22 protein-coding genes are annotated in these 26,417 nt (G+C 32.1%); 13 read left to right on the top strand and 9 right to left on the bottom strand.

What is annotated here, in order from left to right; genetic code table 11:
* Positions 1 to 192: 192 nt before the first annotated feature.
* Positions 193 to 2,529 carry a hypothetical protein gene (locus SD960_RS21320; protein ID WP_318805885.1) on the bottom strand — a complete coding sequence of 779 codons (2,337 nt, stop codon included), beginning with the start codon at positions 2,527 to 2,529 and terminating at the stop codon, positions 193 to 195.
* Positions 2,489 to 3,625: a hypothetical protein gene (locus SD960_RS21315; RefSeq protein WP_318805884.1), complete on the bottom strand. Its 1,137-nt coding sequence runs from the start codon at positions 3,623 to 3,625 to the stop codon at positions 2,489 to 2,491. The genes SD960_RS21320 and SD960_RS21315 overlap by 41 nt, the downstream gene beginning before the upstream one ends.
* 111 nt (positions 3,626 to 3,736) lie before the next feature.
* Between SD960_RS21315 and prmA the strand changes: the two genes are divergently transcribed.
* The 13 genes from prmA to SD960_RS21250 all read left to right on the top strand — a co-directional run bounded on the left by prmA (position 3,737) and on the right by SD960_RS21250 (position 12,892).
* Positions 3,737 to 4,570: a 50S ribosomal protein L11 methyltransferase gene (gene prmA, locus SD960_RS21310; RefSeq protein ID WP_318805883.1), complete on the top strand. Its 834-nt coding sequence runs from the start codon at positions 3,737 to 3,739 to the stop codon at positions 4,568 to 4,570.
* Positions 4,571 to 4,605: 35 nt separating this feature from the next.
* Positions 4,606 to 4,881: an ATP-dependent Clp protease adaptor ClpS gene (locus SD960_RS21305; protein WP_029269514.1), complete on the top strand. Its 276-nt coding sequence runs from the start codon at positions 4,606 to 4,608 to the stop codon at positions 4,879 to 4,881.
* A 64-nt stretch (positions 4,882 to 4,945) separates the two neighbouring features.
* Positions 4,946 to 6,217 carry a sterol desaturase family protein gene (locus SD960_RS21300; protein ID WP_318805882.1) on the top strand — a complete coding sequence of 424 codons (1,272 nt, stop codon included), beginning with the start codon at positions 4,946 to 4,948 and terminating at the stop codon, positions 6,215 to 6,217.
* 7 nt (positions 6,218 to 6,224) lie between these two features.
* A complete protein-coding gene (locus SD960_RS21295; protein ID WP_318805881.1) occupies positions 6,225 to 6,899 on the top strand; it encodes a lysoplasmalogenase in 675 nt (224 codons plus the stop codon).
* Positions 6,900 to 7,056: 157 nt separating this feature from the next.
* Positions 7,057 to 7,509 (top strand): 2-dehydro-3-deoxyphosphooctonate aldolase, encoded by a 453-nt coding sequence (locus SD960_RS21290; RefSeq protein ID WP_318805880.1) that lies wholly within the window; start codon positions 7,057 to 7,059, stop codon positions 7,507 to 7,509.
* Positions 7,510 to 7,580: 71 nt separating this feature from the next.
* Positions 7,581 to 7,730 (top strand): hypothetical protein, encoded by a 150-nt coding sequence (locus SD960_RS21285; RefSeq protein WP_318805879.1) that lies wholly within the window; start codon positions 7,581 to 7,583, stop codon positions 7,728 to 7,730.
* A complete protein-coding gene (locus SD960_RS21280) occupies positions 7,714 to 8,208 on the top strand; it encodes a DUF6169 family protein (protein WP_318805878.1) in 495 nt (164 codons plus the stop codon). The genes SD960_RS21285 and SD960_RS21280 overlap by 17 nt, the downstream gene beginning before the upstream one ends.
* A gap of 170 nt (positions 8,209 to 8,378) precedes the next feature.
* Positions 8,379 to 9,170 (top strand): arylamine N-acetyltransferase family protein, encoded by a 792-nt coding sequence (locus tag SD960_RS21275; RefSeq protein WP_318805877.1) that lies wholly within the window; start codon positions 8,379 to 8,381, stop codon positions 9,168 to 9,170.
* A gap of 284 nt (positions 9,171 to 9,454) precedes the next feature.
* Positions 9,455 to 10,273, top strand: coding sequence for a 3-deoxy-8-phosphooctulonate synthase (gene kdsA, locus SD960_RS21270; RefSeq protein WP_318805876.1), 819 nt, complete (start codon positions 9,455 to 9,457; stop codon positions 10,271 to 10,273).
* Positions 10,274 to 10,283: 10 nt separating this feature from the next.
* The gene (locus SD960_RS21265; protein ID WP_318805875.1) at positions 10,284 to 11,147 is read left to right on the top strand and encodes a hypothetical protein; all 864 of its coding nucleotides are present in this window, start codon (positions 10,284 to 10,286) and stop codon (positions 11,145 to 11,147) included.
* A gap of 175 nt (positions 11,148 to 11,322) precedes the next feature.
* Complete coding sequence (locus tag SD960_RS21260) at positions 11,323 to 11,991, top strand: YiiX family permuted papain-like enzyme (protein WP_318805874.1); 669 nt, start codon at positions 11,323 to 11,325, stop codon at positions 11,989 to 11,991.
* Positions 11,992 to 12,076: 85 nt separating this feature from the next.
* Complete coding sequence (locus SD960_RS21255; protein ID WP_318805873.1) at positions 12,077 to 12,529, top strand: hypothetical protein; 453 nt, start codon at positions 12,077 to 12,079, stop codon at positions 12,527 to 12,529.
* A gap of 3 nt (positions 12,530 to 12,532) precedes the next feature.
* Positions 12,533 to 12,892: a hypothetical protein gene (locus tag SD960_RS21250; RefSeq protein ID WP_318805872.1), complete on the top strand. Its 360-nt coding sequence runs from the start codon at positions 12,533 to 12,535 to the stop codon at positions 12,890 to 12,892.
* An 8-nt stretch (positions 12,893 to 12,900) separates the two neighbouring features.
* Here SD960_RS21250 and SD960_RS21245 read toward each other — a convergent pair whose 3' ends face one another.
* The 7 genes from SD960_RS21245 to SD960_RS21215 all read right to left on the bottom strand — a co-directional run bounded on the left by SD960_RS21245 (position 12,901) and on the right by SD960_RS21215 (position 26,295).
* Positions 12,901 to 13,542, bottom strand: a complete 642-nt coding sequence (locus SD960_RS21245; protein WP_318805871.1) for a porin family protein — start codon at positions 13,540 to 13,542, stop codon at positions 12,901 to 12,903.
* A 65-nt stretch (positions 13,543 to 13,607) separates the two neighbouring features.
* A complete protein-coding gene (locus SD960_RS21240; RefSeq protein WP_318805870.1) occupies positions 13,608 to 19,739 on the bottom strand; it encodes a M4 family metallopeptidase in 6,132 nt (2,043 codons plus the stop codon).
* Between the two features lie 88 nt (positions 19,740 to 19,827).
* Positions 19,828 to 19,965 carry a hypothetical protein gene (locus tag SD960_RS21235; RefSeq protein ID WP_318805869.1) on the bottom strand — a complete coding sequence of 46 codons (138 nt, stop codon included), beginning with the start codon at positions 19,963 to 19,965 and terminating at the stop codon, positions 19,828 to 19,830.
* A 177-nt stretch (positions 19,966 to 20,142) separates the two neighbouring features.
* Positions 20,143 to 21,753 carry a hypothetical protein gene (locus tag SD960_RS21230; RefSeq protein ID WP_318805868.1) on the bottom strand — a complete coding sequence of 537 codons (1,611 nt, stop codon included), beginning with the start codon at positions 21,751 to 21,753 and terminating at the stop codon, positions 20,143 to 20,145.
* 215 nt (positions 21,754 to 21,968) lie between these two features.
* Positions 21,969 to 23,357 carry a M20/M25/M40 family metallo-hydrolase gene (locus SD960_RS21225; RefSeq protein WP_318805867.1) on the bottom strand — a complete coding sequence of 463 codons (1,389 nt, stop codon included), beginning with the start codon at positions 23,355 to 23,357 and terminating at the stop codon, positions 21,969 to 21,971.
* 119 nt (positions 23,358 to 23,476) lie between these two features.
* Positions 23,477 to 25,390 carry a discoidin domain-containing protein gene (locus SD960_RS21220; protein ID WP_318805866.1) on the bottom strand — a complete coding sequence of 638 codons (1,914 nt, stop codon included), beginning with the start codon at positions 25,388 to 25,390 and terminating at the stop codon, positions 23,477 to 23,479.
* A gap of 119 nt (positions 25,391 to 25,509) precedes the next feature.
* The gene (locus tag SD960_RS21215) at positions 25,510 to 26,295 is read right to left on the bottom strand and encodes a glycerophosphodiester phosphodiesterase family protein (protein WP_318805865.1); all 786 of its coding nucleotides are present in this window, start codon (positions 26,293 to 26,295) and stop codon (positions 25,510 to 25,512) included.
* Positions 26,296 to 26,417: the final 122 nt, after the last annotated feature.

The following is a 26,417-nucleotide window of genomic DNA, read 5'->3' as shown; positions in this document are numbered from 1 at the left end:
ATTTTAGATTTTAGATTTTAGATTTTAGATTTTAGATTTTAGATTTTAGATTTTAGATTTTACTATAAAAAAAAAGCGTTCTTCGAACGCTTTTTTTTTATGCCTAATATTTACATGTGCTATAAATTATTTAAGCATCTATTTTAAACTGAATTTATATTCACTTATATCACTTATATGGTGAAAAAAAAATTAGTTTATAAATGACTCTAATAAAGGGCAATTGTACTTTTTAAAAACTGGTGTTGTTTTATAAAGCGAGTAAAAATCCGCAAGCTCCTTCCCTGCTCTAAATGGATTTTTTTCTTCTTCTTCGGCAGAAATAATATTAGCATAATGATTGTAATAATTACATTCAAAAATCATTAAACTTGCCAGAGCTTTTTCATTTTTATTTTTCGACATTTTCAAGGCTTTTTCATAATACATTTTTGCCATTGTTAAACTGTAATAATTGCCTTTTTGATATGTTTTTTCCTGTTCAGAATTATCTCCGTAAACATAATCAATATACGATTCGCCAGATGTCCAGTCATAGGCCACCATCATCCAGGAATTTCCTAAATACGAAACATTAAAATAGGCATTTGCCAATTGCAGATTGCTTGATGCCGTATTTTGCTTTTTTAACTGAATTAATTTTGCAATAAATTCCGCTTTATTAAAACGGTAATCAAATTTTCGTTCTTCTTGTTTTTGCAGAATTTTGGGTGTAAAAGGGTTTTCATTTAGAAAATCCGTAAAGGAATAATTCTTCTCCCAAAAATCTTTGGGCATGCTTGAAAAGGTTTCATAAGCCAATTCGAGATTATTGTTTCTAAAAGCAATTGTTCCTTTTAGATCTTTGTAATAATCAACATTTGGTGCAATTGTTCCGGAACAAATGTATTTTTCAAACGGAGTTTTATTTTCTTTTTGTTGTAATGCAATCAAATTATCAACATCTTCAACGGTTGCAGTTCGTTCAAAATAGCCAATGTACATATAGAAATAAGGATTGTTATATCCTGAATAAATACCTTCATTTTTGATGTCTGATTTCATCATTAATAAACCTGCTGTAACGCGATCATTTTTTTTATAGAATTCGCCGCTTGCTATTCTATATAAACTATATAAGTTTTTGAATAATCCGTTATCAGTTTCAACTAAATTTTCAACAGAATCAAAGTATTTAAAAAGCTGATTTTTCACTGTTTCGTTTTTTAAATCATCTTGTTTTAAGGAAACTAATGCCAACTGAATATTTTTCTGCATTTGTATCGATGCATTGGCTTTATCAGAAATCATATTGGTATATTTTTTTCCCAACTCGATAGCATCATCCATAAAACAAAGCTGTGCAATTGCAGCGGTTATATACTCTTTTTGTTCACCCGAAGTTTGTTCCCGAATAGCAATCAGAAAATATTCTAACTCTCTTAAATACAGAATATCTTTTTTGAAATTTTCTTCTTTTGCATTGGCGTAATCTCCGTACCAATCAGTTCCTTGAAACACAACCGATGGACTTCCGTTTGTGGTATATTGCGGTGTAAAAATCCAGTCTTCGAGTTTATTTATTTCTCTTCCAATTAAAAAACTTAAATTCAAACTATTCGGGCTCAATTCGTAAACTTCTTTGATTGTTTTTAAATCTGGAGCCGGATTGCGAAAACTTTCAATTGACAAAATCACACTTCGTTCTTCATTATTTTGGACCAAAGCCAAAGTTTCAGCAGTTAATTTCCAATTATAATGCTGCAAAACGGCAAATGATTTTTCTTCGCAAGTCGCAAAAACTTTACTCAATAAATAATTCTGCAAAGGCAAATCATCAATACATAAGGCTTTATAATACAAAGCCCAAGATTGAAGAATTGTATTTTTATTTTCTGCAAAATAAGTATCGTACAAGCGAATAACTTCATTTTTATCCTGAGCATAAAAGCTATATCTGAGAATTAAAAAAGCATAACGCTGTTTTAAAAAGGGATCTTTTGCAGTTTTAATTTTCTTTTCAAAATTTTCTAAATCTGCCAGTTTATGATCTTTGCTATTATAACCAACTTGTCCCCAAGATTCCCATTTTACATCCGTATTACTGTTGTATTCTAACTTTTTAGCAAATAAAATATAATTTAAAAAGGCTTTGTTTTTTGGCAATAATAAAGCCTCGATAAAAGTGTTTTTTTCGAACGCTTTTTTTAGTGATTTAGCTTCAAAAGCATTTTCAAATTGTTCAGCATCTGTTTCGTACAAAATGGTATGAACATCTTTTGGATTAATTTGATTGCCCAATTTCTTCTGCCATTCTAAACAATTCACTTCCTGATCTACACCCGAAACTGTATTTGTTACATAGTAATAATCTGCAGAATAATAAAATGGCGTTAGTTTAAAAAAACCTTCTCGTTGTGCTTTAAACAATACTAATCTGCTGGTTTCCGGCGAAACACTCCATCCGCAGGCAAATGAAACCTGAAGGCTTAAAAATAAAAGTAAACTACTAAAAACGCGCATAATAGCTGGATATATTTTGGGTTTCATAATCGTTGATGTATTTTTTATCAAAAGAAAAAAATGTCACTTTGGTTTGACTATCAATCTTGATTTTATCTTTTATAATCGAAATCATTTTGTCTAATTCTTCTTCAGAAATTTTCTCGATTCTAATCTCGTCTCCGTTTCGCAAATAGGTTTGCCCAACCAAAACATCATCTTCTAAAACATATTTTGATTCAGATGATTTTTTCAATTTTATCGAATCTTTGAGTAACTGATCATAATCTGATAGAATGCCTTTAAACTGATTTCCTCTAAAAACAACGGCCCAGCTATATAACGGCAAAGCAATATCGAGTTTGAGTTTATAATTGCTGTGTGTAATATATTGCGCTAATTCTTCGCTTGTTCCTATCGAATTTTTAGTTTTAAAATCGTCTGGTTTTGTCAAATTATAACACATCAGCAAACCTTTATCTACTGGCGGAATTCCCGCTTTCGAAGCAAATTTATATTGCCAAAGTCTGATTGTAGAAGAAATTTGCACTGTTGGAAATTCTTTTTTGATTTGTTTTAATAAATAAAAATAATTGTCTTTCGATTTTTCAGACCAATCGCAATCAATTAGAATTTCCTTAAAATCAACTTTTAATTTGGCTAATTCCAACGCTTTTACCGAATCGTAATTAATTCGTTTATAGTCTTTTTGCTTGTAATAATCTTTGGGGTAAACAATTGCATTTGCAATAACATCTGCTTTTGTTTCGTTCATTTTTACACCTATTTGATTAACGCGCTGTGCAATTCTTGACGCCAGACTATCCAATTGCTTTTTATTCGATTGTAAAACAACTTCATTGGTAATAAAAATACTTGGTGTAATTTCTGGATTGCTTTCATTAAGATTAACATTGCTAATTGTTGCAACCGGCAAAGGTTCTTGGGCATAAGGATTCCAATCGACGTCAAAAAATCGAACGTATAGGTGTTTTACATCCAGTTCTTTCATTAAAGAATCATCTTCTTTCTGAAAATTTAAATCGGTTTTCCAATAACAAAATGACCTGACAACTTCGTGTTCGTTCTCGCAGCCTGCTCCATTTAAGACCGCAAAAAGCAAAATAAAAATGATACTCTTCATATTTAAAACCTATTCAAATTTGAATCAAAATTAACATTAATCTTCTTGAGAATATGATTTATTTTTAAAGAACTTCAACTTTGGATTCTTACCTTTGCAAAAAAATTATTTATGTCGAATATATATTTAGGATATCATTTTACGATTGAACCGAAAGAACCCGGATCAGAAATTTTAATTGCTGAATTAGGCGAAAAAGCATTTGAAACTTTTACAGAAACAGAAACCGGAATTTCGGCTTATGTAAAAAAAGATTTGTGGGATGAGAATATTCTGGATGACATTTATATTTTAGAATCTGAAGAATTTAAAATTGAATATACCGTTGAAGAAATCGATCAGGTAAACTGGAACGAAGAATGGGAAAAGAATTTTGAAGCGATTGATGTTGACGGAAAATGCCACGTTCGCGCTCCTTTTCACGAAAAAACCAATGCTGAATTTGATATCGTAATTGAACCAAAAATGAGTTTTGGAACCGGTCATCATGAAACAACGCATATGATGATTCAGCATTTATTAGAAATGAATGTTGAAGGTTTAAAAACATTAGACATGGGCTGTGGAACTGCAATTTTAGCCATTTTGGCCGAAATGAAAGGCGCTCAGCCAATTGATGCTATTGATATTGACAACTGGTGTTATTTGAATTCTATTGAAAATGCTGAACGCAATAACTGCAAACACATTACCGTTTATGAAGGCGACGCTGCTTTATTAACCGGAAAAAAATACGATTTGATTATTGCCAATATCAACCGTAATATTTTGCTAAATGATATGCAAAGTTATGTTGATTCTTTAAACCCAAAAGGAATTATACTTTTTAGCGGTTTCTATGAAGAAGATATTCCGTTTATCGATGCTTCCTGCACTGAAAAGGGTTTAACTTATGTTAAAAAATTTCAAAGAAACAACTGGGTTTCATTAAAATACGTAAATTAGATAGTAATTACAAACAGTACAAAAACCTAAAAAACATGAGTACTAAAGAAAAAGTAAGAGAAAGAGTTCGCGAGAAAGAAGCGACAGGTTTTAATAACGAGATCATTGTTTATAACGACGATGTAAATACTTTTGATCATGTTATCGATACTTTAATGCGCGTTTGTAATCATACACCGGAGCAAGCAGAACAATGTTCTTTAATTGTACATTACAACGGAAAATGCACCGTAAAAACAGGTCCGATGGACAAACTTAAACCTCAATGTACACAGCTTTTAGAAGCAGGACTTAGCGCAGAGATTGTTTAATTGTGAATAATTTAAAAAATGTTATAAAATATTCTATATTTGAATATTTTATAACATTTTTTTTATGGAAGAATACGGAAAGATATTAATTATCGCTACGCCTATTTTTTTAGTTTTAATTATAATTGAAAAAATATACGGCATCTATAAAAAAGAAGATACTGCGCCTTTAATTGACAGTGTTTCAAGCATCAGTTCCGGAATTACCAATTCTGTAAAGGATGTTTTGGGTTTAAGCCTGACTTTTATTTCATACGAATGGCTGGTTTCTAAAATTGCCGTTTTCCATCTTGAAGCCAATGTTCTCGCCTACTGCATCGCATTTTTCGTTATTGATTTTTACGGATATTGGAGCCACAGACTAGCACATCAAATTAATTTTCTTTGGAATAAACATGCAATTCATCACAGCAGTGAAGAATTTAACCTTGCCTGTGCTTTACGCCAGCCTATTGCGAGTCTGGTTAATTTATTTACTTTTTTACTGATTCCTGCTGCATTATTGGGCGTTCCGGCCACGGTGATCGCTATTACTTTGCCACTGCATTTGTTTTTACAATTTTGGTATCATACCAAACATATCAAAAAAATGGGTTTTATAGAACACATTTTGGTTACTCCATCGCATCATCGTGTACATCATGCTATAAATCCCGAATATTTAGACAAAAACCATTCGCAGATCTTTATTTTTTGGGATAAACTTTTTGGTACTTTTCAGGCAGAAATGGATGATGTTCCGCCTGTATTTGGCATTACAAGACCAGCGCAAACCTGGAATCCGATTAAGATCAATTTCCAACATCTTACTTTATTAATCAAAGATGCCTGGCGTGCTGAAAGCTGGAAAGATAAATTGACCATTTGGTTTAAACCAACAGGCTGGCGACCAGAAAATTTTGAAGAAAAATATCCTGTACATAAAATTGAAAATGTGTATGATTTTGAAAAATACGGAACTCAAAATTCACAAAAACTAGTTTATTGGTCAGTTGCCCAAATGTTGATTATACTTTTGTTTGTTACCTATTTATTTGATAATATTGCCAAAATTGGTTTGCCCAATATATTTGTTTATGGCTTTTTTATCCTGATAACGATTTACAGTTATAGTGAATTAATGGACAAAAGTAAATATGCAATTTTTTGGGAAGGTTTCCGTTTTGTAATTGTCATTGCAATCATTTCTTATTATGGCGATTGGTTTGGGCTAAACCAGATTTTTCCATTTGCAAATTACATCATTTTAAGTTTTTTAAGTTTTTCGTTTATAGCAACAATTTATTTTGTAGCTATAGATTTTAAAACTTCCCCCGGTTTAACACTTAATTCATGACCCCCCTATGAAACACACCTTATTTTTTAAAATTTATTTTTTTATCAGCCTTATTTATTTGCTTGTGCAACTTTTTGGATATGAATATTTGGATTTATATTTAAAACCTACTTTGATTCCGTTACTAGCTTTTGCGGTTTATGCTTACAAAAGATTTCCATCTCGAAATTCACTTTTAACTGCTTTAGCGTTTTCATGGGTTGGCGATATTGTTTTATTATTTGCAGATATTGCCGAAATTTATTTTATTGTGGCCTTGGCTTCTTTTCTGATTTCCCATCTCATATATTGTACACTTTTTAACAAACAAAAAACCGTTGAAATTAGAAACAATATAGTTTTTAGAATTGGATGTCTTATTATTTTACTTTATGTCGTGGGAATGATTTCTTTTTTACTGCCTACTTTAGGCACTTTAAAAGTACCTGTTATCATTTATGCATTTGTCATTTCAACTATGCTTTTATTTGCTTTTAATGGTTTTTTAAGCTGGTCGAAACCAGGAAACAAATATGTTTTTTACGGCGCTGTTATTTTTGTCGTTTCTGATAGTATTCTGGCCATTAATAAGTTTTATATTCCAATACAAAAAGGTTCGTTTTTTATTATGGTTACTTATCTTGTGGCACAATATCTGATTGTTGATGGTATAGTAAAAATGAATCCAAAAAAGGCAGATTAACTGGTTTGTTTTGCGCATAGATTTTACAGATTAGGCAGATTTTATTTTTTTACTCTGCAACTAACTAATTAATTTTCAAATAAATTAAAAATTGTGGAAATTCGTGAAATTTGTGGCATAAAAACCTTTTACATTTGTACGACTAATATCATAAACCATGAAAAAAATAGCTTTTTTTATCATTTTACTTATAACTGCAACTTCGTGTATAAGTACTAAATCGACTTTGAAAAATGTAGATGACAATGCTCCGGATTTAGTTTTAAAGAAAGACAATACTTTTGCTATTACGCTTTTTAGTAAAGACAAAAAGTACGGTTATGATCCCGATTATCCGATCAATATTTTTTTCAGAAATACGAGAGACGAGGCTTTAAACGAAACTCGTTTCCTGAATGCTTTAGCCGGACCAAATGGTGAGAAAATCACATATTCAAGATTAGAAACCTGTTGCCCCTTCCCAACCAAACGAAGCGATATGGGCGCTGGATTCCTAAATGTTTATGAATTAAAATGGGAAGGTCAAAAAAAACCTGTTATACTTTATTTGAATATTTATGAGAAAGGAATCTTGATGGTTCCTATGGGATTGAGTTTGAAGAAGGAATAGATTTTGTTTTAATTTGTAACAAAATTCAATAAAATATAATTTTAATCAAATCTTATTTCTAAATTTGCAGTATGAAAAAGATTACAATAAATAAAGAAAAAGCATTAAGATCATTGACTAAAATGATTGCTGATAAAAATGCTGTACAATTATTTTTGAAAGACAAAACTTCCATTGAGGATTTAAAACAAAAAGGAATTTCTCTTGTCAATCCCCTATAATTATTATCTTAAAGATAATTCTCAATTCTATTATTTCATAACAAAAAACACAATAGAATATCGAGTTGCATTTATAAGGGATGAAACTTTTAGTGCTGTTTCCGGTCTGGAAATAGATAATATTTTTCAAATAATTATTGAAAAAGTTAGTAACAAATTAGAAAAACTAGATACTAGAGTTTTTGCTACTATTCAGGAAATAGTGAGATTGTTTTTTATTAATTCACAAAATTCAATGATTTATATTTGTGACGATAAAGATAACAAAGGAACCAAAAGATTTAATGTCTTTAATAGATGGTATCAAAAAAGTGATTTAACTGAGATTATTATGAAGAAAGACAATATAATCACATGCAACTCAAATAATCAGGATTTAACCATTTATTCTTCTCTTCTATATCACCAAAATAATAAAAATAAAAAAACAATAGTTGAAGTCTATAATACGATACAAGAAATTCTAAACGAAAAATAGTATTGTAATCGTAATAAAAGCAATCTTAATAAGGGTGACAATTGAGACTCTTGCTCGTGTCTGTAAGCAGAAATTTTCTATTTAAATGACCGAAAAATAAGTTAAATTATCTCTTTACTTCCATAAATGCCTTAATTTTGATTGTATTGATATAATACAAAAAATTAAAAATGGAACAATTAAAAAATAATCATAAAATTAAAGCGCCTAGTTTCGATTTACAGCAATATTTAAAGAGAATCCATTTTGAAGGGGAAATCAAATTGAATTTAGAAGGAATAAAGAAATTGATGCAGAGCCAGATATTTAGTGTGCCTTTTGAAAATATTGATGTACAGGCGGGTAAAGCAATTTCCTTAATTGGTGATGATATTGTAAACCAAATTGTGAATAAAAATCGTGGTGGATATTGCTATCAAATTAATGGTATATTTTCGTTAATGCTTCAGGAAATTGGTCTTCCACATTATTATATTGCGGTTCGCCCTTTGGTCAATCCCGATCCGAATGCTAAAACACATTTGGCTATAATCGCTACAATCGAAAATGAAGAATATCTGATTGATTTGGGGTTTGGCGGAAACAGTATTAGAGAACCTTTAAAACTGAGCGAAATTGGAAGTGAAATTCAGCATGGTTCTGATACTTTTAACTTGGTGAAAACAGAGGAAAATGAATTTTTGTTGCAAATTCTGATCGGAAAAGAATGGTCTAATTTGTATTCGTTTGATTTGACTCCACAAAGATGGATCGATTTTAAAACTGCCAATTATTACAATTACTCTCATCCGGACTCGGTTTTTACTCAAAAATTAATTGTGGTTTTACAAAATCCGTTGGGCAAAAAAATATTATCTAAAAATTCTTTAAAATCTGTGACAAACGGGATTGCTGAAATTATTTCTTTTGAAGATGATCAATTGGATACTATTTTGGAAACCGAATTTAATTTGAAGGTATAATTAAAGGACTGTTTTGAAGAGATATTCCTCATCAAATCCCATAATTCCACTACAATTCTAGCCCTGATAGCAGCGAAAATCATTTTTTGTGAAAGCCTGTTTTTTCTGGTTTTTTGCAGAGCAACTAGAGGAAGCTCCTGCAAAGACCTGGAAAAAAAGGATTTGGAGAAAAATATTGTAGCGAGCAGTCCCGATAGTTATCGGGAAGCCTCTTAAAATAATCTTAAATCTTCATCTGCTATTCATAAATCATAACTACCTTTGCACTGTCAAAAAATCATATTATGAACATACAACATATTCCACAAATTAAGCATACTGATAGTGGGAATTTCTTTTTATTGGCGGGACCTTGCGCTATTGAAGGAGAAGAAATGGCTCTCAGAATTGCTGAAAAATTAGTTGGTATTACCGACAAACTTCAGATTCCTTATGTATTTAAAGGATCATTTAAAAAAGCAAACCGTTCGAGAATTGATAGTTTTTCTGGAATTGGTGACGAAAAAGCATTAAAAATTTTAAGAAAAGTTTCAGAAACTTTTCATATTCCAACCGTAACCGATATTCATACTAATGAAGATGCTGATATGGCTGCGCAATATGTAGATGTTTTACAAATTCCGGCTTTTCTTGTACGCCAGACAGATCTTGTTGTGGCTGCAGCTAATACTGGAAAAGTGGTAAACCTGAAAAAAGGACAATTTATGAGTCCTGAAAGTATGAAACATGCTGTACAAAAAGTATTGGACTGTCATAATGAGAATGTTATGGTTACAGACCGTGGTACTATGTTTGGTTACCAGGACATGATTGTTGATTACAGAGGAATTCCTACTATGCAACAATATGCAACTACGGTTCTTGATGTAACGCACTCGTTACAACAGCCTAACCAAACTGCCGGTGTTACGGGCGGAAGACCAGATATGATTGAAACTGTTGCCAAAGCGGGTATTGCTGTGGGTGTTGACGGTATTTTTATCGAAACTCATTTTGACCCTGCTAATGCAAAAAGTGATGGTGCCAATATGCTGCATTTAGACTATTTTGAAGGTCTGATGACAAAATTGGTTGCTATCAGAAAAACAGTTAATTCATTCTAATAAACAATAATTGAAAAATAAATTTTTATTCTTGCCTTTCTTCCTAATGTGTTTTGCTGTAAACATGTTTGCTCAGGAAGAAATTGCAATACAAGAAAAATATGCAGCACACAATAAAGGAAAATTCTTTGTTATGTGGGGCGGAAACAGAGAAAGTTACTCTAAATCTGATGTAACTTTTAAAGGAAAAGACTATAATTTTACTGTTGATAATATGACCGCGCATGACAAACCGAAAGGATGGCATGTTGATTATATTAATCCGGTGAATATGACGATTCCGCAAACGAATTTAAGATTAGGTTATTTCTTTAGTGATCATTACAGTGTTACAATTGGTGTAGACCATATGAAATATGTAATGACACAGGATCAAACAGCTAATGTTACAGGATTTGTTGATTTACCAGAAGGTCAGGATGGTGCTGTTCACAATGGTATCTACAAAAACACACCGGTTAATTTTACAGACGAAACCTTCCTTACGTACGAACATACAGATGGTTTGAACTACATTAATACGGAAGTTTCAAGACATGATGACGTTTCTAAATGGCTTAACCTTCCTAATATTGATAAATTTCAGATTAATCTAACAGAAGGTATTGGCGGCGGAGTTTTATATCCTAAAACAAATACCAAACTTTTAGGAAAAGATCGTCATGATGATTTCCATGTTTCGGGTTATGGAGTTTCTGCAAAAGCGGGACTTAACTTAACTTTTTACAAGCATTTTTATATTCAGGGCGAGTTAAAAGGCGGTTACATTGACATGCATGATATTAAAACGACGGTAAGCAATGAAGATTCTGCTTCACAGCATTTCATGTACTTTCAAAGAATTATTGCCGTAGGAGGAATTTTTAGAATCTAATATTTCCTTAAAAACATATTTAAAAATAGTTGTCATTTTATTTGGCAACTATTTTTTTTATCTTTTACTTTGTTATTCAAAGTACTTTAAGAATAGATTTTATTATAGATAAAAATTGAAGTTGGTAATAGCAGAAATAAGTATATTTAAGATCAAAAACTAAAACATGAAAAAAATGAAATATATCTTTTTAGGAACTACATTTTTAATTAGTTTTTGCTGTGCTTTGTACGTAGCAACGTTGGTATTTCCTGATAACCCGTTTTCTGGAACAAAACCGCAAACCACGTTACTTGATAAAGTTCAGGATGGAGATATTATTTTTCAAACTTCAGAATCTAAACAATGTGAGGCAGTGAGAATTGCGACAAACTCGAAATTTTCGCATTGCGGAATTATCTTCTTTATCAACGACAGGAAATTTGTTTTTGAAGCTGTTCAGCCCGTAAAAATAACGCTGCTGGATGAATGGATAAAACATGGAAAAGAAAATAAATATGTTGTAAAGAGATTGAAAAATGCGGAAAAAGTTTTGACTGCAAATACTTTACAAAAGATGAAAGATTATGGACAGCAATTTAACGGTAAAGAATATGACGCCTATTTTGAATGGACGGATAATAGAATTTACTGTTCTGAGTTGGTCTGGAAAATATATAAAGCCGGAGCCGGTATCGAATTGTGTCCATTACAGGAATTAAAAGACTTTAATTTGAAAGATGAAAGAGTTCAAAAAATATTAAAGGAAAGATACGGAAATGATATTCCGCTTACTGAAAAAGTGGTCTCCCCCTCTAACCTTGCTGATTCTAATTTGTTAAAAACAGTAATCGATACTTATTAAAAACATACAAAGCTAATTCAAAACTCAATTAGCTTTTTTATTTCTTATTTTACTTTGAATTTCAAAGAACTTTTAAAATTACTTTATGAAAGATTATATTGTAGAGAAAATGTATGAATACTCCAGAAAACCATATCAAAAATATTTTAAGAAAAGTATTCCGTGGGAAATTGATAAGGATGTACTATTACAATATCCTAAAAATTCTCTGGGTTTTGAACTAGGGCATTTTCTAGACAGAAATCATTTTGATATTCAGCCAAAACTGGAAGATCACGACATTATTCATGTTTTAACAAACACAGGGATTTCGGTCGCTGATGAAATCGGAATGCAATATTATCTTTTAGGAAACGGTAAAAGAAGCTTGTATCTATTTATGGTTATTCTTTCGGGCACTCCTTTTTATTTGCACCATATCAATTATTTTTTTCAGCAATTTAAAAGGGGGAAACAGGCTCTTCCCTTCCATTATCTGGATTTTTCAAAAATGCTGTTAATCCCTGTTCAATCTATTCAAGAAACTTTTAAAATTTAATTTATGAAAACAACTGAAAAACCTTTTGAAGAAAATCAATCGACAGAATTAGCAATTGGCAGTTTTATTGTGAGTACTATTTTATTTGTACTTTATATTGTTAGCAACGGAAGTTCGAATGTTTTAATTATCGCTTTTCCGTTTGTTACTGCGGCAATACTTGCTAACACGATCATGTTATTTCATCTTATTGATAAGTTTATTGAACTCACTGAACACAGAAAAGACATAGCGGTTAAAATTTTAATTCTTTTGTCTAATATCCCTGTTACAATATTGTACTATTCGATCGTAATGAAAATTGTAATTATAAAAAAAAAGAAGCTATCTCAAACGAGACGGCTTCCTTTTCAACAAAAATGAAAAATGAATTATTGTAAAAAATAACCAAACGTTATTTGAAAAACTTTGTTTTTCATATTATTATCGATGAAATGATTTGCATCTCCGTCTTTAAATACATTAGAATAAGAAATATTATATCTTACATCAGTATAAAATTTATTTTTTAATTGATATCCCAAACCGAAGTTTACAGAAGTATCTATGCCGCTAGAATACTCTTTTAGATTAAAACTTTCTTGATTTTCATAACCCAAAAAGTTATCGTGATATTTATTATTTGCTTTCAATAATATTCCTATTTGAGGTCCGGCTTGCACACTTAATCCTTTTATTATGTAATATTTTAACATTACGGGAATATTTAAATAGTTCAGTTCAATAGTGCTTTTATAATGGGAATTTGTTACTTCTTCATCAGAAAAAGTAATTTTTGTTCCTTGTTGACTGTATAACAATTCAGGTTGAAGAGAAAAATTTTTCGCCATAGGAATTTCGACCATAATTCCTGCGGTAAATCCTGTTTTACCTGATGAATTCAATTCGCCTTCGTCAACAGTAAGGTCTGAGATATTTAAACCTGCCTTTACACCTGTTTTTACTTTGTCGGTTTGTCCCATAACTGTCACACCAAAAAAAAGTGCGCTCAAAATTAGTATGTATTTTTTCATAGTATTTCTTTGTTAAGAATGGTAACTCTCATAAATGAGAGCTACCTTATCTATCTGTAATTCTGTTACTTCTTAATGATTTTGGCTGTATATTTTTTGCCATTTATGATACAGTCTAAAACATAAACTCCCGACTTTAATTCGCTTACATTTATATTTGACGGAATATTTGCATACGTTTTATTCCACAGTACTTTACCATCCATTGCATAAATATTGATTTGTGTTTCTCCTTGTACATTATCTGCCAAAAAGATATTTACCGTATCAATTGCCGGATTAGGAAATAACCTAAAAGGATTCGTTATTTTTCCAACAAGCATTCCCCTTGAATCAAATGGTGTTGAAAGACTACTACATCCATTACCATTCGTTACCTGAAGGCTGTAATTTCCTTCCCAGATTGTAATTATAGATTTTTCGGTTGCATTTGGTATCGGTCTTTCATTTAAAAACCATTGGTACGAAACAGCGTCGGCCGATGCCGTTAATTTTTTATTCCCTACAACCTGAATCTCAGGCAATGTATTTTCAAGAATTGATATGCTAGTATTGAAAATTTTACCAATGCCATTTTCATTATAAACCGTTACATAATAATCTCCACTTTCTGTTATTGTAAGAGTTGGTTCTGTTGAGCCGTCAAACCATTCGTAAGATTTGTATTCTCCCGGAGACAAAACAACCTGAGGGCCGCATTGGTCTCCACTTTCCAATTCAGACTCGAACGTATCAAATTTTGCAGTAATGGTTTCTGTCAGTGTACAGCCATTTTTCATTACTAATGTTACCGTATAATCTCCTGCTTTATTGATTTCTATACCCTTAGAAACATCACCTGTATTCCACTTATAGGAAACTACTTGTAATTTATTAGCTCTAAAATTCGTTGCTGCATCGATGTACAAACTCTTACCTTCATATCCATGAATTACTGCGTTATCAAATATTTTGAAATCTCCTGCTACCTCTTGATAGATATAGTTTTTTATTTCATTGTTTTGTGGAATAAGGTCATTATCTAATTTTGCAATAACATTAAACACATGAGAATCACCGCTTATATCAAGTTTAGGCTGTTGTTTTAAAATATATTCTATGCTTTCACCTGCAGGAATTGCTGCTTCAATCACTTCTGAAATAGTTTCATTTGTATTGATATATTCCAGATTTAATTGAATTGCCTTTTCCTGAATTGGAATTTGTCCTTCATTGGTTAGCTTAACTTTAACTTCAGATCCGCCACAAACATCTTTTGGCGACAATATCTGTACAGATAAATCTAAAACAGGATCAGTGATTACTTTTAAATCATCTAAAACCATATAAGAATATCCGCCTTCTTTGACATGTCTAAATCGCAGCATTACAGATTTACCTGCATATTTACTTAAGTTTACTATTCCTTTTTGCCATTCAGTGTCTTTATAATTTCCTTGTTTAGAGACTCTCCATATTTCATTCCATCCACCTCCTGTGGTTTTAACATCTATGATAAAGGCATTATTATAATTACTTTCAAGTCCGTAATAAAATTCTAAAGCAGTTGTGTTTTCGGATAAGTTATACATCGGAGAGATTAATTCTCCATAAGCGGCATAACCTTCCAGCTGATTGTAAAGCATTTGCGCAGCAATATCGCCTGTATGATCTTTTTTAGGAAGAGCCAGATTTACATTATCCGGTTTAACAACTGCTCGCCATGGATAATTTTCATCACTTTGATTGGAAGCAAATCCTTTTGATCCAAATATCGATCCCGCTGCTATAGTAGAAAAAGTTTCAACATCTAAAACTGGTGCTTTTTCCAAAACCTGAAAGGCTCCTGTAAGGGTTTCTGCAAGTGCTTTTGGTTGTCCTTCTGCAATTACTTTTACAGTTATATCATAATTTCCTGCTGGTAACTGCGGTATACCGTCTACTGTATAAACAATAGTTTGATATCTCAATACCTGATCATTTCTTTCTAGCACAATTGGTTCTCCTACAGCTTGACTATTTTGACTAATTTGGTATTCAATAGTTGCTTTATTAACTGTACTATAAGATAAATTTTTTGCACTTATAAAAAATTGGTGTGATGGAGCATCTTCGTATACATTTTCTGCTACACTTAAATTGGAGAGCTGCAAATAATCTGCGGTATCTTTAATTTTAATATTATCTACTGCAAAACCATTGGCAAACAATCCGTTATCATCATGTACAAATGCTACAAGAACACAAGATTTTCCGGCATAAGGGGTTAAATCTACGTGATATTCTATCCAATTATTGATATAAGACATTTTAAATACCTCTTCCCAGGTTTTACCTCCGTCTGTACTTACTTTTACATATCCGTCTGAAAGTCTTTGCCCGTCTCCAAAACCATCAAATGATAAATGTGCTTCTTTATAATTGCTTAAATCAAACACTGGAGAAATCAACATATCGTTTGATGCGTCACAATTACATTTATCATCATTACTTGCCATAAAATGCTCATGACCTTGTAAAAACCAACCCGGAGAGCCTAACTCTTTACTTGTTCCGTATTTCCATCCTCCGCTATTATTGTTTTCAGATGTTCTCCATCCTTTGTATTGGGTCACATCTTCAAAATCCATTGTGTATGGAAGTTTGGATTCTTTCATATCTTTATTGTCCCAATTATCATAATAAAATACTACCGAATTATTTTCTGGCTTAACGTCCTGAGTTATATCTTCAGGAAAAACCGAAACTGTTACTGTATTTTCGCCAATACTTTTTAAATTAATATTTGAAACAGAATATGTTAGTGTATCTCTATATTTTGTAAATGCTAAGGCAACTTTTTCGGTATTAGAAAAAACTTCGTTTTTTTCCTTATCAAGAATTTTAACCGTTACGTTAACCTGCTCTTTAACGGTTGTAAAATTATTAATGATCTTTGCCCTAATGGTTATATTATCATTATTAACAGTACAACTTCCGGCGTCTAATTTTACATCTGCAATTTCTAAATCATAAGGTGCATTACTTACACGAATGTTATCTATAAAAGCACCTAAAAAGTTATTGGCATAACTATCTGTAACTACTCGAAAACGAATAGCAGCCTTTTTACCTGCAAGCTCATTTAAACGTATTCCGATTGGTTTTTTATCTGTAACATTATTAATTCCTGTAAACCATGGCCCAACTATTAAATCATTGTACTGTAAAGTTTCAGGATAACTAATACCAGTTGCTTTTTTCCAGTTTTGACCTTTATCTTCAGAATATTCAACAATTAATCCGTCATATCCTTTATAAAACAAATAAATCATATCAAACTCAACATAGGGAGAGGTAATATTTGTAAAATCAAATATTGGAGATTCTAATGTAAAATCAGAATTTGCTGGCATTCTTTCAGGAGTATTGTAATTTATACTACCCCATAAATATTTTGAATTAGTATCTCTAAATGAAATCGCGGAAGTTTGCTGCCATACAAATTTTTGATTCGTAAGTATTGATTTTGAATACCAACCACCTGGTGTTTTTTCGAAATCCTGAAAATATGGAAATTGAGTTACAACTCCATTATAAACCGAATTTGTAATACTGTTATTCGTAGTTATTGGATCTTGACTATAGGTTACAAAAGCTTCATAGTTATACAGACCAGCTGCTGACAAATCGATATTATCTAAAGGAATTGTCATTTCTGAATTGCCTTTAAACACAGTTTGCAATGTAATATCTTTCCAGATAGTTTCGCTTCCGGAAAGCGTATTTAAATATCCCACTTTTAACTGAGATCCTGCTGGTATATCCTGGCAGCCCAAATTATAAATAGTTACCGCTAATGGATGATTGGCTGATAAAACTTCGCCCGAATAAGATGGGAGATTTAATCCTGTAAGTTTAAGGTCAAAATCTTTTTGGGCAGGAGGAACCAGTAAATTTGAAACAAAAGAAACTCCGTTTTTGGATCCAAATTCTGTAACGGGATTAAAATCAAATTTAATTTCTACATAATTTACTGTAGTTAAACTTATTACATAAGGAAGATTCTCCTGAATTTTTATAACCGTTTCCTCCCCTATGCTAAGATCTTTATCAAAACTAATAATACTGTCATTAGTGTAAAAAACATTAAATCTACCACCAAAACCTTGTGTCATCAATCTTAATTTGTAATTTAAGGTCTCATTAGCTTTAATTACAGTAGATCCGGTATTTTTAATTTTAATATAAAAAGGCTCATCGCCTTTTAAAGGACCACACACGGAAGTAGGCTTTTCAACTGAAACAAGAGATATTTGTTTGTCTGCATAAGCAGCTCCAACACCAATAGCATTCCAAGCATTGGTAACTTGTTTGTACTCTTCAGAACCTAAACCGTATAAATCTTCCACAACCATTAAAGTTGCCTGACGCATATTACTAAAGTTTGAAGAGGGAGATAAATATTCTGTAAGCGTTATGTAGGCTATTTTCTCTACTTTAGCAAGGCCAATAGCTTTAACATCGTAACTGTTATTTAGGTCATTTACCCCTTGACCGCCTTCACTTAAAAGATAAAACCAATAATTTGTGATTCCGCTGTTAATGTGCACACCACCATTATCGTAACTTATATTTAATGGATTTACCCAATTTATTCCTCCATAAGTGTCAGGCTGACCCTGAGCTTTCGGATTAGACATACTTCTCATACTTCCGTGGGAATACAATTCATTTCCCAACATCCAAATGTTTTCTTTTTTATCTTTTCCAACATAAAATTCAACGGCTATACCAAATATATCACTGAAAGATTCATTCATAGCGCCTGATTCTCCCTGATAAATTAAACCCGCCGTGAAACGTGTTACACCATGTGTTAATTCATGAGCTGTAATTCCTAATCCAACATAAGGCGTATCGTAACCATCTCCAAATTGTGCCCATCCGCCTGTCCATGAAGCATTTTCGACATTATTGCCTAAATGTGCAAGACCAATAATTGTCATTCCTTTGTTGTCGATACTATTTCGATCAAATTTCTCGCCATAATATTCTATGGTTTTTTGCATACCCCAATGAATATCAATGGCAACTTCATCGTTATTTTTATTATGCAATTCATTCCAAATATTATCTTCATCAATAAAATCAGTAATTACTTCATCTGAAGCCTGATCATTGTGATTCAGGTTCATGGTATACATTGGTACATTATATTTTCCTTGCAAACCTTCTAATCTATAGCCATCAGCATATTGTTTGGTATTAAAAGTTACATCTCCGGCGTATCTTGATTTACCTCTTCCCAGCCTTTGGCCTTCGAAGCTGGCATCTCGATTTAGGTCGATAATAAGAATTATTTTTCCTGAGTTTGCATCTACATAAATAGTCTGGCTCGATTGCGGATTTGTTGCATAAATATCAAATTTCCATGCGAGGTAATATTCCTTTAATTCAGAAGAAAAATTAGGCCCAACATAAACCAATTCGCCTTGAGGTTTTGCACTTATATTTTTATCCAGCAAAGCACCTAATTTTTTACTTTCCCAAATATATTGTTTCGCATTTACTTTCCTAAGTGCATTTTCTAAAGCTGTTGCAGCATTTATTTTATAATTGCTGCTTACAGACAATTTTTTGGCAGTATAGCCAAATGCATCTATTTTGGTTTTATTTTCTCTAACCTTGTAAATTGCTCCTTCAACGGGAACAGAATTATGCAATTGCTGATAAGTAGCCAGGGTTCTTCCATGATTATCAGAGATTGATTTTAATTGCATTTTATCTGATGCAGACAAATCAAAAGCTTCTTTTTTAACTTCGAATATGTTTTTGGCAGTTAAACTTGAAGATTTAGCAAAAGATTTAACTTTCGTGCTCACAGTATCCTGTGCATTTGTTTTCTCTGTAACATTTAGCTTTTGTCCAAATAATTGCTGGCTTTGCTGCAGTTGTTTTGTTACCGATTCACTTTCTTCTTTAGAAAGTTCTTTACCGTTTATTTTTTCTTCTTCCTGAGTTTGAAGACTACCGGCATTGTTACTCTGAATAGAATTTGGATCATTACTTGTCTTATTAACTTGATCTTTTGTCTGATTTGGTGCTGGCTCATCTACAGCCATTTTCATACCATCCTTTTTTACGCTTTGAAAAGGAGACTGAGCCATTCCTACAGAACAGGCAAAGAAACTTAACAAAACAAACAAATACTTGATTTTGAGGTAAATTTGGTTCATTCTTCTAAATTTAAAATTAATATTATGGTTAGTTTGGTTATAATCACTTTAAATGGTATAGCAGCCATTCAAAGTGCTTTTCTTAAAATCATTTTGGAGTTTGATCTTCAGGATTTTCTTTTGTTATTTTTTCCAGAATCTTTAATAGGATTTCCTTTTTTGTTTTTGCCTCTTCCAAAAGCTGCTCTATACTTTTAGCTGGTACTTTTTTTTTCTTCTCGTTCATTCTAATTTATTTGCATCGATTTAGTAAATGTAGAATGGACACTATCTATTTTTTGAAAAAAGCACTATTACAAAAACACTCACAGGTAAAAAAATATCACTCAAAAAGCACTCAAAAAAAAATAACCCAAACAAAATCAGCTGATTAGTTTGGGTTATTTTTTTTAATTTATTACGCTTAAAATGTATTGAGATAAGTGGAGAGATTTACCTTTTCGTTGGTCAAATCAAATTTTTTCCGCAGTCTTGTTCTGGAATTTTCGATCCCTTTGAAGGATTGCCCCGTAATTTGAGAAATTTCTTTTGTTGTTAGATCCAGGTATAAAAGAGCACATAATCTTCGGTCTTTCGGAGTAAGGGAAGGATAATCATTCTTTAGTTTATCAAAAAAGGACTGATGAACCTGTTCAAAACTTATTTCAAATTCTTTCCAGATATCGGTATTTAAATTCTTTTCCAAACGCTTTAAAACTATATCAATAGCCTGCTGCATTTCTTTATTAATAGCTTTGAGTTTAATTTGTTTTAGATCAGTAAGGATTTCATTAATGCTGTCTGTACGATGTATTTCCGACATTGCCTTCCCTACCAAAACCATATTTTTAGCTTTCAGGTTTTCTTTTAACCCTTGCATTTTGGTATTTAATTTTTCTTTTTCCAGTTGATTTTTAATATTTCTGTTTCGGTATTTTATGAGTAAAATAATTAAAATCAAAATGCCAACCACCAATATTAATCCCACTACAGAATACTTAAATAGTTTTTTTTGTTCTGTAAGTGCTTTTATTTGTGTGCGAACTTTGTAATCCTGTTCCAATTTAATTCTTTCCAGATTTACTGCTTTTTCCTCAACATTAATGCTGTCGTTGATTGCATTGTATTTCTGGAAATAATGTACTGCATTTTTATAATCAGCCGTACTTATATACACCTCATAAAGCATTTTATTGAGTTTTAAACCCGAAAAGCTGTAAACATTATCTTTACCTAACTCTAATGCCTTTTTTGCATTTACAATTACAGCATCGTAGTTTTTCTCTTTTAATTTATATTGTGAAAAAGACTCATACACAAAAGCTTTTACAGTATTATCAATTGGTTTATCTACTAAAGTAAAAGCCTGGTCGAAATAATAATCAGCATTTTTTTTATCTTTTTTTAATGCATACGCTCGCGCTAAATTAGTAAAGACATAAATTTTTAAGGTATTATCTTTTATCGTTGCGTTTATGGCTTGAGCCTTTTGGTAATAAAATAAAGAAGAATCTGCATTTTTATCTAGATATAAAGTACCAATATTGTTTAAAATTTTTACGAGCTTAACACGATCATTCTTAGACTTTTGATAATGATATACGTTTAAGAAATATTTTAATGCTTTTTCTTTATTTTTCCCAAGTGAATAAATAATGGCGAGATTGTTTTCTAATTTTGATAATTCTTCAACATTATTTTTTTGCTTGTAAATGTCATGCGCTTTAAAATAATATTTCAAACCTACATCAAAAACTTCTTTTGAGGCATACATTTTTCCTGCCGTAACATACACATACGCCAGCGTGAGTTCTGAATTTTCTGTTTTTCTTGCTTCAGATTCGGCTAATTCAATATATTTTATAGCTCTGTCCCAGTCGGTTTTTTGTAGCCTTAAAGCAATTTTCCGACAGAGTTCTACTTTTTTCTGATGATCATTAATAGTATTTAGATCATCAATCAGCTCCTTTGTTGATTGTGAGTGAATAGTAAAGGATAGAATAAGGAAAAAGAAGGAAAATAATCGTGTCGTCATATTAATAACTCTAAAGAAGGATTCAAATTTAAACAAAAAAAATAGGATTAATAATACATAAAAAATTAAAAAAGATTGTCATGCTGTCCAGAATTTGAAATTATAACTGCTTTACGCGATTAATATTATATGCTAAGTAATCAATTATGAATTAAATTAAAAAAGCCGTCTCAAACGTATTTGAGACGGCTTTTTTTGTAAATATCTACTTGAAATTAATTAGCCTTCGGCATTTCAATTCCGGTTTGGTCTAATAAATAAAGTAAGCTTGTCATTGTTGCTGCTCCAAGTTCTAATTCTCTTTTATTAACAGCATCAAATTTGTCGTTTGCAGCGTGGTGATAATCGAAATAACGTTGAGAATCAGGTTTTAAACCAGCTTTAACAATCGCTTTCGATGTTAAATGGCTAATATCAGATCCTGCATGTCCAATTGTAAAACTATGAACTAAATAAGGCTCAAAAAAATCTCTAAATCCTTGTATTTTTTTTAGGTTCGCATCGTCTGCTTCAATTGAAAAACCTCTTGGTGAAAACCCGCCTGAATCACTTTCTAAAGCAAAAATATGGTTCTCATTTTTTTGTTTTGAAACTTCTTCGTATTTCGCTCCACCTTTTCCGCCATTCTCTTCATTCATAAATAAAACTACACGAATTGTATTTTTAGGTTTGTAGTTTAAATTTTTAAGAATGCGAACTACTTCCATACTTTGTACTACTCCTGCTCCATCATCCTGAGAACCATCAGCCAGATCCCAAGAATCTAAGTGACCGCCAACAACCAGAATGTTTTCCGGAGTTACTGTCCCTGTTAATTCTCCAATTACATTGTATGATAATGCATCTGGCAAAGTTTCACAAGATTGTTTGAAATAAAATTTTAAAGACGGATTGCTTTTTAAGGTTGCACTTAATAATTCAGCTCCGTTTGTACTAATCGCCGCTGTTGGAATATATTGCTCTTTTGGCAAATCACCATAACTTTGCGCGCCTGTATGAGGAAAATCATCTAAACGCAAATTCATCGAACGAACAATTGTTCCTACTGCTCCAAGTTTAGCCGCTTCTTTTGCACCAGCAAATCTTTGATCAACACAAGCTCCGTATGAAATGAAAGTTTCTATGTTTTCCGGATTCATTGGTCTGTTAAAAAACACAATTTTTCCTTTTACTTTATCTCCTAATTCGGCAAGTTCCTTAATTCCCTGAACTTCTACAACTTCTGCCGTAAGTCCTGTTTTTGCAGTTGCAACAGATCCTCCCAAAGCACAAATTGGCACAGCAGTTTTAACTTTTCCGTTTAGGATAAAAGCGCTTTCTTTTTCGCCACGAACCCAATGCGGAACCATAACTTCTTGTAAATACACTTTATCAAGTCCTAAGCTTTCAAGCTGAGATTTAGTATAATTAACAGCCAGCTGTGCGTTTTGAGATCCCGATAAACGAGCTCCAATATCGTTAGATAAATACTCTAACCAAGTGTAAGCTTTAGACTCGGTTAAGGCCTTTTTATAAAATAATTTAATGTTTTTTTCATCATTTGACTGGGCAAAAGATGTCAATCCGCTTAAAACTAATGCAGTTAAAAGAATTGTTTTTTTCATAGGTTTAATGGCTTTTTTCGGGTTACTTAATTTGCTTTTGATAGCCCTACAAAGGAACAAAATTCTTTTTATAACTCAGGGAGATTTTAGTGAACCTTTTATAAAAAATAGTTACAAAACTATTTTACTTCAATAAGCTTTGTTTTTGTACTAATCCCATTTTCGTTAAAAGCTTCAACCGTAAAATAATATTTTGTGCCTTTATCCAAACCTCTAAAATCATACGTGCTTTCATCATAAACCATAATGGTATTGTATAATTTATCCGGAGCAATTCCGTAATAAATATTGTATCCAATTGCATCCGTTTGTTTTTTCCAGGAAATCATTGCATTACGGGAATCTTTGGTATTTCTATTTACTTTAAAACCAGATACTGCTTTTGGTTTTGCTGCTAATCCGTTTCCAAAAACCCTGAAATCTGAAACGGCAAATAATCCCGAAGCATTATGAATGTTTTCCATTTTAATGTAACGAGCTTCAATTGGTTTTGTTAATTCAACATAATCATGCGGAGCATCTTTATCATTTTGAGATTTATCTACAACTAATGTCCAGTTTACAGCATCATCAGACATGAATATTTTATACTGATAATAAATATCCATCGCTTTATTGTATTGTGTTGCCTTATGATCGGCATAATTGATTTGCAACGCATTTATCTGCATTTTTCTTCCTAAATCAAGCTGTAACCATTCACCCGGATTACTTGTTTTTGCCGACCAATAGGTTTGAATATTTTCGTCTGTTAAATTATTAGCACCATAACAGAATTTTTCATAGACTTTTTTGCCTCCATTATCCATTCTGTGTGTTTCCACTTCCATACAATCTTCAGAAGAAGAAACGGTTACTGGTTTTTTATAAGATAAAAGCATCCACCCCGAAGAAGCTCCATTTTCGTGATTGCGTTGTTCCGTCGGAAGTTTTATTGGAAAATCTCCGTAAGAGGTGTTCGAATACATGACATCATCTTTATCAAATCCGGCAGGAAACATATCAATACGACGCTCAAAACGGTCTTTTATTGAGATTTTGCATGTTCCGGTATTCCAATAATTTCCATAAATATCTGCAAAAGTATTTCCGTGTCCGGCACCAATTACAAATCCTCCGGGTTTATATGACATCGGATTGTGTTTTTGATACACAAATGGCCCTAACGGACTATTACCCACATGAACTCCGTTTGCATATCCTTTAAATTCAGTTGCGGGAGCACCGTATTGCATGTAATATTTACCGTTGTGTTTGGTCATCCATGCACCCTCAATAAAATTACCCCAAGGTGCAGGTTCCATATCATTATTAGGTCCAAAACGTTCCCAACCGTGTGAAGCAGGATCTAAACTCACAACCGCTTTTGCCTGACCGTAAGGTTTTTGAATATCCTCAACTTCTGTCGCTGCGTACAATTGTGCATAATCTGCCTGATTTCCTTTTGGCAACCATGTTTTATAATCTACTTCTACACCTACAAGTGGTAATTTTCCGCTTGAACCGTAGTACATATATACTTTTTTATCATCATCCTGAAAAATAGCAGGATCCCAGGTTGGTAACATTGCTTTATCCACATGTCGCAACCATTTTCCTGACTTTGGATCGGCTGTTTTCCAAATCGGATGATCTTTTTTCCATGTTGAACCAACATAAAACAAAGTATCGTTTACCACCCACGCAGCAGGGGCACACTGGTCATCATCTCCGGGCTGTCTCTGAAAACTTCCGTATACAAATTTCCAGTCAGACATGTCCTTACTCCAAAAGAAACCTGCCTGATTTGTAGCAAATAAATAATATTCGCCTTTATAAGTAATGATAACAGGATCCGCACTTGAACGACGCGATTCAGGAATTCCGTTGTGCTTAAAAGTCGTGTAATTGTATCCAATATTTATTGGATTACAATAGGTTGAAGTCGGTTTATTAGGATCAAACCATTCTGTTTTTCCAGGAATGGAATTTTGCGCCGAGATATTAAATCCTATCAAAAGCAACAAAAGCGATATAGATGATAGTTTATGCATTTCTTTATTTTTATGTTATGAGTTATTCGTTATGAGTTATTTTTTAAAAGTATTCTTAACGCTTAAGTTCTAAATCTTTATTCTTTATTCTTTATTCTTTATTCTTTATTCTTTATTCTTTATTCTTTATTCTTTACTCTTTCCGTCAATAATTCCGGTTCATTGGTTGTGATATAATCGAATTTATTTTCGATAATCCAATCCATTATTTTAGGATCATTAACCGTCCAGACATTTAGTGTTATATTATTTTCTTTAGCTTCTTTGATCCATTCCGGATGTTTTTCAAAAACTGAATAATGAAAATCCACACCCGTTATATTGTCTAATTTGACTTCTTTTGGAGATTTATTTCCTTCCAGATATTGCAAAGAAGTTTTAGGGTCGATTTCTCTAATTTGTTTCAGAATGTCATAATCAAAACTGATATAGCCCGTAATTTTATCGGCTTTAAGCTTTTTGATCGTTTCAACTGTTTTTAGTGCTGTTTTCTTTCCCCTTTCTTTGCTTATTTCCGAAGGTTTTATTTCACAGACCAAAAATGTGTGGTTATTATTTTTTTTGCCTTCCGTGATATATTCATACAAAGTAGGCAGTTTCTCTCCGTTTGAAAGTTTGAATTTTATTAAGTCGGCATAATTCGTTTCTTCAATAAGAAGTTTGTTATAATGCGCGTCATGATTGATTACCAATGAATCATCGGCTGTTCGCCATACATCAAACTCTGAACCGGCCAATTTTAAATCAATCGCATGTCGAAGTGAAGCAATTGAATTTTCAGGAAGATTATTTGTTTTCCATGCTCCGCGATGCGCAACAATCGCATTTTTCTTTGCCGTGCAAGAAGACAAAACAACTATTGCAAACAGAAACAGGAATATTTTAGATATTTTAATGGTTTTCATTGGATAGAAAAATTAAATTATTTGAAAAATTTGAGTTTTTATTGATTTAAAAATCCGTACTAATTTTAATACATTTTAAGACTAAAAAACTATAAAAAAGCCCTCCGTATAACCAGTACGAA

Source organism: Flavobacterium sp. MMLR14_040, from assembly GCF_033657265.1.
In the GTDB taxonomy this organism is placed as follows: Bacteria; Bacteroidota; Bacteroidia; order Flavobacteriales; family Flavobacteriaceae; genus Flavobacterium.
This window is presented reverse-complemented; position numbering and strand designations above follow the sequence as displayed.

Coding starts and splice junctions, on each gene's coding strand:
- SD960_RS21320 (WP_318805885.1), bottom strand. CDS start 2,529: ATGAAACCCAAAATATATCCAGCTATTATGCGCGTTTTTAGTAGTTTA.
- SD960_RS21315 (WP_318805884.1), bottom strand. CDS start 3,625: ATGAAGAGTATCATTTTTATTTTGCTTTTTGCGGTCTTAAATGGAGCA.
- prmA (WP_318805883.1), top strand. CDS start 3,737: ATGTCGAATATATATTTAGGATATCATTTTACGATTGAACCGAAAGAA.
- SD960_RS21305 (WP_029269514.1), top strand. CDS start 4,606: ATGAGTACTAAAGAAAAAGTAAGAGAAAGAGTTCGCGAGAAAGAAGCG.
- SD960_RS21300 (WP_318805882.1), top strand. CDS start 4,946: ATGGAAGAATACGGAAAGATATTAATTATCGCTACGCCTATTTTTTTA.
- SD960_RS21295 (WP_318805881.1), top strand. CDS start 6,225: ATGAAACACACCTTATTTTTTAAAATTTATTTTTTTATCAGCCTTATT.
- SD960_RS21290 (WP_318805880.1), top strand. CDS start 7,057: ATGAAAAAAATAGCTTTTTTTATCATTTTACTTATAACTGCAACTTCG.
- SD960_RS21285 (WP_318805879.1), top strand. CDS start 7,581: ATGAAAAAGATTACAATAAATAAAGAAAAAGCATTAAGATCATTGACT.
- SD960_RS21275 (WP_318805877.1), top strand. CDS start 8,379: ATGGAACAATTAAAAAATAATCATAAAATTAAAGCGCCTAGTTTCGAT.
- kdsA (WP_318805876.1), top strand. CDS start 9,455: ATGAACATACAACATATTCCACAAATTAAGCATACTGATAGTGGGAAT.
- SD960_RS21260 (WP_318805874.1), top strand. CDS start 11,323: ATGAAATATATCTTTTTAGGAACTACATTTTTAATTAGTTTTTGCTGT.
- SD960_RS21255 (WP_318805873.1), top strand. CDS start 12,077: ATGAAAGATTATATTGTAGAGAAAATGTATGAATACTCCAGAAAACCA.
- SD960_RS21250 (WP_318805872.1), top strand. CDS start 12,533: ATGAAAACAACTGAAAAACCTTTTGAAGAAAATCAATCGACAGAATTA.
- SD960_RS21245 (WP_318805871.1), bottom strand. CDS start 13,542: ATGAAAAAATACATACTAATTTTGAGCGCACTTTTTTTTGGTGTGACA.
- SD960_RS21240 (WP_318805870.1), bottom strand. CDS start 19,739: ATGAACCAAATTTACCTCAAAATCAAGTATTTGTTTGTTTTGTTAAGT.
- SD960_RS21235 (WP_318805869.1), bottom strand. CDS start 19,965: ATGAACGAGAAGAAAAAAAAAGTACCAGCTAAAAGTATAGAGCAGCTT.
- SD960_RS21230 (WP_318805868.1), bottom strand. CDS start 21,753: ATGACGACACGATTATTTTCCTTCTTTTTCCTTATTCTATCCTTTACT.
- SD960_RS21225 (WP_318805867.1), bottom strand. CDS start 23,357: ATGAAAAAAACAATTCTTTTAACTGCATTAGTTTTAAGCGGATTGACA.
- SD960_RS21220 (WP_318805866.1), bottom strand. CDS start 25,390: ATGCATAAACTATCATCTATATCGCTTTTGTTGCTTTTGATAGGATTT.
- SD960_RS21215 (WP_318805865.1), bottom strand. CDS start 26,295: ATGAAAACCATTAAAATATCTAAAATATTCCTGTTTCTGTTTGCAATA.